The organism is Pseudomonas sp. NPDC089534 (assembly GCF_044749305.1).
Classification (GTDB): Bacteria; Pseudomonadota; Gammaproteobacteria; order Pseudomonadales; family Pseudomonadaceae; genus Aquipseudomonas; species Aquipseudomonas ekonensis.
In genome coordinates this window covers 85,723-94,392 of the sequence record NZ_JBIVHR010000013.1, presented here as the reverse complement: position 1 = coordinate 94,392, position 8,670 = coordinate 85,723, and the positions used below count along the sequence as shown (strand labels likewise).

Annotated in this window: 10 protein-coding genes; 6 read left to right on the top strand and 4 right to left on the bottom strand. The window is 65.9% G+C overall.

The annotated features are described in order from the left end of the window. Positions 1-1,291: argininosuccinate lyase (argH, locus tag ACIP0B_RS06160; protein WP_400830521.1), on the top strand; the 1,291-nt coding region annotated here is incomplete at its 5' end. A 90-nt stretch (positions 1,292-1,381) separates the two neighbouring features. Here argH and ACIP0B_RS06155 read toward each other — a convergent pair. After that, complete coding sequence (locus ACIP0B_RS06155; protein ID WP_400830520.1) at positions 1,382-2,041, bottom strand: glutathione S-transferase family protein; 660 nt, start codon at positions 2,039-2,041, stop codon at positions 1,382-1,384. A 123-nt stretch (positions 2,042-2,164) separates the two neighbouring features. Between ACIP0B_RS06155 and ACIP0B_RS06150 the strand changes: the two genes are divergently transcribed. The 3 genes from ACIP0B_RS06150 to ACIP0B_RS06140 all read left to right on the top strand — a co-directional run bounded on the left by ACIP0B_RS06150 (position 2,165) and on the right by ACIP0B_RS06140 (position 5,916). Beyond that, complete coding sequence (locus ACIP0B_RS06150) at positions 2,165-2,449, top strand: hypothetical protein (RefSeq protein ID WP_400830518.1); 285 nt, start codon at positions 2,165-2,167, stop codon at positions 2,447-2,449. A gap of 189 nt (positions 2,450-2,638) precedes the next feature. Then, the gene (locus tag ACIP0B_RS06145) at positions 2,639-2,887 is read left to right on the top strand and encodes a TIGR02647 family protein (protein WP_400830516.1); all 249 of its coding nucleotides are present in this window, start codon (positions 2,639-2,641) and stop codon (positions 2,885-2,887) included. 185 nt (positions 2,888-3,072) lie between these two features. After that, positions 3,073-5,916: a class I adenylate cyclase gene (locus ACIP0B_RS06140; protein WP_400830514.1), complete on the top strand. Its 2,844-nt coding sequence runs from the start codon at positions 3,073-3,075 to the stop codon at positions 5,914-5,916. Positions 5,917-5,923: 7 nt separating this feature from the next. On the opposite strand, the gene rnk is transcribed toward ACIP0B_RS06140, so the two are convergent. From rnk to cyaY, 3 genes are all read right to left on the bottom strand, one after another. After that, entirely contained in the window at positions 5,924-6,334 is a 411-nt protein-coding gene (gene rnk, locus ACIP0B_RS06135) for a nucleoside diphosphate kinase regulator (RefSeq protein WP_085581162.1), read from the bottom strand. Positions 6,335-6,493: 159 nt separating this feature from the next. After that, positions 6,494-6,706 carry a DUF1289 domain-containing protein gene (locus tag ACIP0B_RS06130; protein WP_400830513.1) on the bottom strand — a complete coding sequence of 71 codons (213 nt, stop codon included), beginning with the start codon at positions 6,704-6,706 and terminating at the stop codon, positions 6,494-6,496. A 1-nt stretch (position 6,707) separates the two neighbouring features. After that, entirely contained in the window at positions 6,708-7,040 is a 333-nt protein-coding gene (gene cyaY / locus ACIP0B_RS06125; protein WP_400830512.1) for an iron donor protein CyaY, read from the bottom strand. Between the two features lie 195 nt (positions 7,041-7,235). Between cyaY and ACIP0B_RS06120 the strand changes: the two genes are divergently transcribed. Beyond that, positions 7,236-7,409 carry a lipoprotein gene (locus ACIP0B_RS06120; RefSeq protein WP_085630167.1) on the top strand — a complete coding sequence of 58 codons (174 nt, stop codon included), beginning with the start codon at positions 7,236-7,238 and terminating at the stop codon, positions 7,407-7,409. 9 nt (positions 7,410-7,418) lie between these two features. Then, positions 7,419-8,666 (top strand): diaminopimelate decarboxylase, encoded by a 1,248-nt coding sequence (gene lysA / locus ACIP0B_RS06115; RefSeq protein WP_400830510.1) that lies wholly within the window; start codon positions 7,419-7,421, stop codon positions 8,664-8,666. The last annotated feature ends 4 nt before the right edge of the window (positions 8,667-8,670 follow it).

The window sequence follows — 8,670 nt, the reverse complement described above, 5'->3', positions numbered from 1 at the left end:
GTATCGCCACGACATCAAGGGCTCGATCGCCCACGGCACCATGCTGGCCAAGGTCGGCGTGCTGACGGATGCCGAGCGCGACAGCATCATCGATGGCCTGAAGACCATCCAGGGCGAGATCGAGGCCGGCCAGTTCGACTGGCGCGTGGACCTGGAAGACGTCCACATGAACATCGAGGCCCGCCTGACCGACCGCATCGGCATCACCGGCAAGAAGCTGCACACCGGCCGCAGCCGCAACGACCAGGTCGCCACCGACATCCGCCTGTGGCTGCGCGACGAGATCGACCTGATCCTGGCCGAGATCACCCGCCTGCAGAAAGGCCTGCTGGAGCAGGCAGAGCGCGAGGCCGGCAGCATCATGCCGGGCTTCACCCACCTGCAGACCGCTCAGCCTGTGACCTTCGGCCATCACATGCTGGCCTGGTTCGAAATGCTCAGCCGCGACTACGAGCGCCTGGCCGACTGCCGCAAGCGCACCAACCGCATGCCGCTGGGCAGCGCCGCGCTGGCCGGCACCACCTACCCGATCGACCGCGAATACACCGCGCAGCTGCTGGGTTTCGACGCGGTGGGCGGCAACTCGCTGGACAACGTGTCGGACCGTGACTTCGCCATCGAGTTCTGCTCGGCGGCCAGCATCGCGATGATGCACCTGTCGCGGTTCTCCGAAGAGCTGGTGCTGTGGACCAGCGCGCAGTTTCAGTTCATCGACCTGCCGGACCGCTTCTGCACCGGCAGCTCGATCATGCCGCAAAAGAAGAACCCGGACGTGCCGGAGCTGGTGCGCGGCAAGACCGGCCGCGTGTTCGGCGCCCTGATGGGCCTGCTGACCCTGATGAAAGGCCAGCCGCTGGCCTACAACAAGGACAACCAGGAAGACAAGGAACCGCTGTTCGACGCCGCCGACACCCTGCGCGACTCGCTGCGCGCGTTCGCCGACATGGTGCCGGCGATCAAGCCCAAGCACGCGATGATGCGCGAGGCGGCCCTGCGCGGCTTCTCCACCGCCACGGACCTGGCCGACTACCTGGTGCGCCGCGGCCTGCCGTTCCGCGACTGCCACGAGATCGTCGGCCACGCGGTGAAGTACGGCGTGGACACCGGCAAGGACCTGGCGGAAATGAGCCTCGAAGAACTGCGCAAGTTCAGCGACCAGATCGAGCAGGACGTGTTCGCCGTGCTGACCCTGGAAGGCTCGGTGAATGCCCGTGACCACATCGGCGGAACCGCGCCGGCGCAGGTCAAGGCTGCCGTGGCCCGCGGTCAGGCCCTGCTCGCAGCCCGCTAAGGGCCTAAGGCATCGCCGGCAGACCGGCTCCCACCGTTCAGTCGAGGGAGCCGGCCTGCCGGCAATGACAGATTCAGAAACCCCGCAAATCTATTTCTTGGCTGCGATCATCGCCAAAAACGCCGGCATCGCCGCCTCCTTGTCCGCCGCGATCTTCTGCACGTGCGGATTCTCCTCCAGCCGCTGCAACAACGCCTTGGCCTTCGGCATCTCCGCCAGCAGATCCACACCGAACAGCTTCTGCCCGACCGCGCAGGCCAGCGGCACGCTGTAGAGGAAATACAGGTCCGCCACGCTCAGGCGATCGCCCGCCACATACGGCGCGAACTTGCCGTGCCGGCCGAGGGCGGCGAAACCCAGCAGCAGTTCGGCCTTGGTCTTTTCCTTGATCGCCTCGGGCACCGTCGCGCCGAAGAACGCCTCGCCGTAGCAGGCCCGGCCCGGCAGCTCGATGTACAGCTCGATCTCCTTGGCCAGCGCCAGCACCTGCGCCCGCCCGAACGGGTCGGCGGGCAGCAGCGGCGTGCCCTTCCCGGCCTGTTCGAGGTATTCGAGGATCACCGCGGTTTCGTTGATGTAGCCTTGTTCGGCCCCCAGCACCGGAACCTTGCCGCGCGGGCTGATGGCCAGGGCCTCCGGGGTCTGCGTCGGATAGAACGTGACCTCTTCGAACGGCAGGCCTTTCTCCAGCAGCGCCAGTTTGACCATGTTGTAGTAGTTGCTGACAGCGAATCCGTACAGTTTGAACATCACATAGCCTCCAGGCCGTGCGGGGTGGGCAGTGCCTGTTTATAGATCCTGCAAAGGATTCCCGCCACCGGCATCACGGCGCTGAATGAGGGTAGACTGACGCCTTTTGCACAGGAGCCTGCCATGAGCGAGCCAACCGACATCGACAACGATGAAGAAGCCTTCACCGAGTCCACCCTGATCGAAGCCGTCGAGAACCAGATCGAGAGCGGAAACCCGCCGGCGGCCAAGGCCACGTTCAACACGCTGACCCTGGTCGGCTACGAGCGCGAGGACATCCTCAACCTGATGGCCCATGTGCTGGCCTATGAAATCGACGCGATGCTCGACGAAGACCGCGCGTTCGACACCCAGTGGTACGAGACGGCCTTGCGCGCGCTCCCTAAGCTGCCGCCGGAAAAGCCGTGAGCCCGATCCGATGGGAGCGATCCCTCTCCCACACAATTTGTCACCCTTCTGCCCGGCCTCGCGCCGGCGCCTGACTACACTGGACTCCACCCCGAAAGGAAAAACCCGGTCGGCGGCACTGGACAGGCCGCAACGGCAGGTTCACCTTAGGGACGCTGTCGCTCAATTCCTAGAAAGTCTGGAGTCCTTATGTCGCTTACCCCTGAGTTGGTTGCCGAACTGGAAGTCCTCGCACTCTTCAACCTGGACAGTTCCCAGGAAGGTCTGAAGATTCATCAGACCGCTGCCCCAAAACACATCGCCGCCGCCAAGAGCCTGTTCCAGAAAGAACTCATCGATCAGGTCGACGGCGGGTACCTGACCAGCCTGGGCCGTGACGCCGCAGAACACGTACAGGGTCTGCTGACCATCCTCAACGTCGCCAAAGAAACCGCCTGACCGTCCCCGCATCGCCCACGGAAACCCCTTCCACGGGTTTTCCGCGGGCCAGCCCGACGCCCCGCCTCCACCCCGCGCTGGAAATATGGCGTCAAAAAACAAATTCAGCTTAAGGATTCCCTTGCCCAGGCGCTAAACTCCCCGGCATTGCGTGCCCCTCTGCCCCCTGAGCCCTGCGAGCCGACATGACCCGCACCCACGAAATCCGCCCCGACCTGGACGAAGGCATCGACCGCAAGGTGCTCAGCCAACTGCGCGCACGTTTCCTCAAACTCAACGAAGGTCGCCTGGAGCGGGCGCGGGAAGGCCTGTCGACCCGCCAGCAGAGCGTGCTGACCCTGCTGCCGCTGTTCTTCCACGTCAATCATCCGCTGCTGCCCGGCTACGTGTCGGGCAGCACGCCGGCAGGGCTGTCGAACTACGAGCCGGATGCAGACACGCTCGCCGAGGCCCAGCGCCTGACCCGCTCGTTCTCCTACAGGCCGCGCCACGGCAGCAACCCGCCCCGGCCGATCCACGGCCTGTTCCTGATGGGCAGCCTCGGCACGCTGGCCCAGGCCGACCAGAGCGACATGGACGTATGGGTCTGCCATGCCCCGGACCTGGGCGACAGCGAACTGGCCGAGCTGCGCCGCAAGTGCCAGGCCCTCGAAGCCTGGGCCGCCAGCCAGGGCGCCGAGGCGCACTTCTTCCTGATCGATCCGGCCCGCTTCGTCAAAGGCGAGCGCGACAGCCAGCTGAGCTCCGAAGACTGCGGCACCACCCAGCATTACCTGCTGCTGGACGAGTTCTACCGCACGGCCATCTGGCTGGCCGGGCGCACGCCGATCTGGTGGCTGGTGCCGGTCTATGAAGAAGGCGCCTACGCGCAGTACACCCATACCCTGATCTCCAAGCGCTTCATCCGCACCGATGAGACCCTCGACCTCGGCCACCTGGCGCACATCCCGCCGGGGGAATTCATCGGCGCCGGGCTGTGGCAGCTGTTCAAGGGCATCGAGTCGCCCTACAAGTCGGTGCTCAAGCTGCTGCTGACCGAGGTCTACGCCAGCGAGCACCCGCACGTGCAGTGCCTGAGCCTGCGCTTCAAGCAGGCGGTGTTCGCCAACCGGCTGGACCTGGACGAGCTGGACCCCTACATGGTGGTGTACCGGCGGATCGAGGAATACCTCACGGCGCGCAACGAGCCGGAGCGGCTGGAGCTGGTGCGCCGGGCGCTGTACCTCAAGGTCAACCGCAAGCTCACCGGCAGCACCCGCACCCAGGGCTGGCAGCGTTCGCTGCTCGAACGCCTGGCCGGCGAATGGCACTGGGACCGGCGGCAACTGGCGCTGCTCGACAGCCGCAGCCAGTGGAAGGTCCGCCAGGTCAGCGCCGAACGCCGGGCGCTGGTCAACGAACTGAACTACAGCTACCGCTTCCTGACCCGTTTCGCCCGCACCGAGCAGACCGTCAGCCTGATCAACAAGCGCGACCTCAACGTGCTGGGCCGGCGGCTCTACGCGGCCTTCGAGCGCAAGGCCGACAAGGTCGAGTTCATCAACCCCGGCATCGCCCCGGACCTGGCCGAAGACACCCTGACCCTGGTGCAGTCGCCCAACAAGAAAGAACCGGGGCAAACCCAGTGGGGCCTGTACAACGGCAGCCTCACGGCCCTGGAATGGGAGCACTTCGCACCGATCAAGCGCAGCCGCGAGCTGCTGGAGCTGCTGACCTGGTGCCACCGCAACGGCGTGATCGACAGCAGCACCCGCCTGGCCCTGCACCCCGGCACCAGCGACCTGAGCGAGTTCGAGCTGTTCAACCTGCTCGGCAGCCTGCAGCAGAGCATCGCCCTGCCCTTGCCCACCGTCGCCGAAGAACCGCTGCTGCACGCCAGCGTGCCGAGCGAGGTGCTGTTGCTGGTCAACGTCGGGGTCGATCCGCTCAAGCACCACCGCGACCTGAACATCCTGATGACCACCGAGCGCACCGACTCCCTGAGCTACGCCGGGGTGCGCGAGAACCTGGTGCTGACCCTGGACCAGGTCACGCTCAACAGTTGGAACGAGGTGCTGGTCAACCGCTTCGACGGCCCCCACGCCCTGCTCGACTGCCTGCGCGACTACCTCAACAACCTGCCGGCCGGCGCGAAGCAACCGACGCTGCGGGTGCGCTGCTTCTGCCACAATCGCGCGCAATTCATCGCCCGCCGGGTCGAAGAGATCGTCGACACCGCGCAGACCCTGCTGCTGAGCGAGCTCAATCACCGCTACCTGATCCAGGTCCAGCAGCACTATCACGTGCTTGAGCTGGTGCCCGGCCAGGTCAACCACGTGGCGCTCGCCACCCTGCCGGCGCTGCTGGACTACCTGGGCGAAGAGCAGCCGCGCTACAGCCCCCTGCACCTGGATCCGATGGCGCTGGAGGACCACGACCTCGCGCTGATCCTGCCCATGGGCCAGCCCGAATGCATTCAGGTGTTCTACCGGATCACCGAACGGCAGGCCGAACTGTACGTGCTGGATGAGTTCAACGCGCTGTGGCAGCAGCATTTGCCGTACCACGACGAACAGAGCCTGCTGGTGCCGCTGCAGCGCTTCCTGCAATCGATCCAGTACCGGCGCGAGACGCAGGCGCCGATGGATCAGGGCCCGGCCCCCGATCTCGGGATTTTGTATTACCAGTTGTTGCCCCAAGGCCCCGGACGGGCGCGCCGGGTCGAGGCGCGTCCGGCACCGCAGACGCCGGCGGACGAACCGTACTACGACGTGCAGGCCATCGTCGGCAAGGCCGCACCCGGCCAGGTGCAGGTCACCCTGTACTGCAACCAACGGGAATTCAGCGAGCTGGAGCATGGCGACCAGCTGTTCGGCGTGGTCGCCCGGGAGATCATCGGCCAGCGCCGGGAAACCGAGCGCTACCGCTGCTACATCACCGACCTGGATCTGTCGGGCCTGCTCGGGGACGGGCAGAGCTCGAGCAATCTTTACCTGCGCTACAAGGCCGACCTGGAGCGCGCCCTGAACGAGGCGCTCGAACAGGCCTGAGGCGGGGTCACACCGGGAAATCGCCCCCGTTGGCGGGCTGCGACTCGACTTCGAGCAGGGTCAGCTTCAGGGTCTTGCCGCCCGGTGCCGGCCAGTCGATGTGCTGGCCGACCTTGAGGCCGAGCAGCGCGCTGCCCACCGGCGCCAGGATCGAGATCTTGCCTTCGTCGGCGTTGGCGTGCTTCGGATACACCAGGGTCAGGTGGTAGTCCTTGCCGCTGCCTTCCTCGCGGCAATGCACGCGGGAGTTCATGGTGACGACGTCGGCGGGCACGTCATCGTGGCTCACCAGCGTTTCGGCGCGGTCCAGTTCGGTTTGCAACTCATCAACGCCGCGGGTGCCTTCAGGCAATCTGTCGATCAGCTGCTCCAGACGTTGCACGTCCAGACGGGTAAGGGTGATGGATGGTGCGGTCATGATCCGGGCAGACTCCTTTCTTCTGCGCAAAAAAGCAAAACCCCGCCAAAAAAGACGGGGTTCTTACCGGGCCTCGATGGGTTGAGGCGTGTCCGGACACTATCACAGCTCAAAAAATATACAAGCCACCTGCCGCCGCACCTCGTGAAGGAAGCCGGTTCAGACCGCGCAACGGCGTTGCCGGGCCTGCTCGCAGATCACCCGGCGGCGCTCGTCATCCGCCGAGCGCCATTCGCGGATGTCTTCGACATGGCGGAAACAGCCCAGGCAGACCTTCTGCGCGTCCAGCCGGCAGACGCCGCTGCACGGCGAAGGCACCGCCGGGCTGACGTTGCTGTAGAGCGGCTTGGCGGGGCGGGCTTCGGCGCTCATCTCAGATCTCGTCGAAGTCGAGCTTCTCGCCGGCGCGCTCCCAGACGATGCGTTCCAGCATTTCGCCCAGCAGCTCCTCGGTCTTCTCGCACACCCACTTGCCGGCCTGTTCGTCGTAGTCGAAGTGGAAACCGCCGGAGCGGTCGGCCAGCCACAGCTGGCGCAGCGGTTCCTGGCGGCTGAAGATCAATTGGCTGCCGCTGTCGAACTTGACGGTCAGCACACCGGCCGAGTTCTCCATGTCCAGGTCCAGGCCGCTTTCGTCAAAGATGTCCTCCAGCGCCTGCTGGGTGGCATCGACCAGATCATGGAAACGGGCTTCGGACAGACTCATTGCGGCAACCTCGGGAAATGACGGATCAGGCTCAAGGGCCGCAAGATACGAGCGACGGCGCCCGATTGCAAAGAATAACGACCGGGCGCCGCGCTGTCGGGACAAGCGCCGCCGGACGGAAACCCCGTCGCATAGGCAAGCTGCCGGGTGGCCGGTATACTCCGGCGCAATTAACGCATTCTCAAGGATTTCGCCATGAAGCGCCTGATCTCTTCCCTCGCTGCGCTCGTCGCGGTGGCCTGCCTCGTCTCGGCCTGCGGTCAAAAAGGCCCGCTGTACCTGCCCGACGAAGATCAGGATCCGACCGAGCAAGCCAAGTCGTCGCAACACCAGCCTGCTTCCAAGGCACACAAGCACGACGTCTACTAAGGGATCGCCATGGACGCTTTCAACTACCGTGGCGGGGAGCTGTTCGCGGAAGGCGTGGCGCTGTCCGCCATCGCCGACCGCTTCGGCACACCGACCTACGTCTATTCCCGCGCGCACATCGAGGCCCAGTACCGGGCCTACGCCGACGCGCTGGCCGGCATGCCGCACCTGGTCTGCTTCGCGGTCAAGGCCAACTCCAACCTCGGCGTGCTGAATGTCCTGGCCCGCCTCGGCGCCGGTTTCGACATCGTTTCCCGCGGCGAGCTGGAACGCGTCCTGGCCGCCGGCGGCAGCGCCGACAAGATCGTGTTCTCCGGTGTCGGCAAGACCCGTGACGACATGCGCCGCGCCCTGGAAGTCGGCGTGCACTGCTTCAATGTCGAGTCCACCGACGAGCTGGAGCGCCTGCAGGCGGTGGCCGCCGAGCTGGGCGTCCGCGCGCCGGTCTCGCTGCGCGTGAACCCGGACGTCGATGCCGGCACCCACCCGTACATCTCCACCGGCCTCAAAGAGAACAAGTTCGGCATCGCCATCGCCGATGCCGAGGACGTGTACGTGCGCGCCGCGCACCTGCCGAACCTGGACGTGATCGGCGTCGATTGCCACATCGGCTCGCAGCTCACCACCCTGGCGCCGTTCCTCGACGCCCTCGACCGCGTGCTGGACCTGGTCGACCGCCTGGGCGACTGCGGCATCCACCTGCACCACATCGATCTGGGCGGCGGCCTGGGCGTGCGCTACCGCGACGAGGAGCCGCCGCTGGCCGGCGACTACGTCAAGGCCGTGCGCGAGCGCCTCGCCGGCCGCGACCTGGCGCTGATGTTCGAACCGGGCCGCTACATCGTCGCCAACGCCGGCGTCCTGCTGACCCGCGTCGAGTACCTCAAGCACACCGGGCACAAAGACTTCGCCATCGTCGACGCAGCCATGAACGACCTGATCCGCCCGGCCCTGTACGAGGCCTGGATGGACATCGCCGCCGTGCGCCCCCGCGACACCGCGGCGCGGACCTACGACGTGGTCGGGCCGATCTGCGAGACCGGCGACTTCCTGGCCAAGGAACGCGAACTGGCCCTCGAAGAGGGTGACCTGCTGGCCGTGCATTCGGCCGGTGCCTATGGCTTCGTGATGAGCTCCAACTACAACACCCGCGGTCGCGCCGCCGAGGTGCTGGTGGACGGCGACTCAGCCTTCGAAGTGCGCCGCCGCGAAACCGTGGCCGAGCTGTATGCCGGCGAAAGCCTGCTGCCGGAGTAACCCC

Coding starts and splice junctions, on each gene's coding strand:
- ACIP0B_RS06120 (WP_085630167.1), top strand. CDS start 7,236: ATGAAGCGCCTGATCTCTTCCCTCGCTGCGCTCGTCGCGGTGGCCTGC.
- rnk (WP_085581162.1), bottom strand. CDS start 6,334: ATGACCGCACCATCCATCACCCTTACCCGTCTGGACGTGCAACGTCTG.
- ACIP0B_RS06130 (WP_400830513.1), bottom strand. CDS start 6,706: ATGAGCGCCGAAGCCCGCCCCGCCAAGCCGCTCTACAGCAACGTCAGC.
- ACIP0B_RS06155 (WP_400830520.1), bottom strand. CDS start 2,041: ATGTTCAAACTGTACGGATTCGCTGTCAGCAACTACTACAACATGGTC.
- lysA (WP_400830510.1), top strand. CDS start 7,419: ATGGACGCTTTCAACTACCGTGGCGGGGAGCTGTTCGCGGAAGGCGTG.
- ACIP0B_RS06140 (WP_400830514.1), top strand. CDS start 3,073: ATGACCCGCACCCACGAAATCCGCCCCGACCTGGACGAAGGCATCGAC.
- ACIP0B_RS06150 (WP_400830518.1), top strand. CDS start 2,165: ATGAGCGAGCCAACCGACATCGACAACGATGAAGAAGCCTTCACCGAG.
- ACIP0B_RS06145 (WP_400830516.1), top strand. CDS start 2,639: ATGTCGCTTACCCCTGAGTTGGTTGCCGAACTGGAAGTCCTCGCACTC.
- cyaY (WP_400830512.1), bottom strand. CDS start 7,040: ATGAGTCTGTCCGAAGCCCGTTTCCATGATCTGGTCGATGCCACCCAG.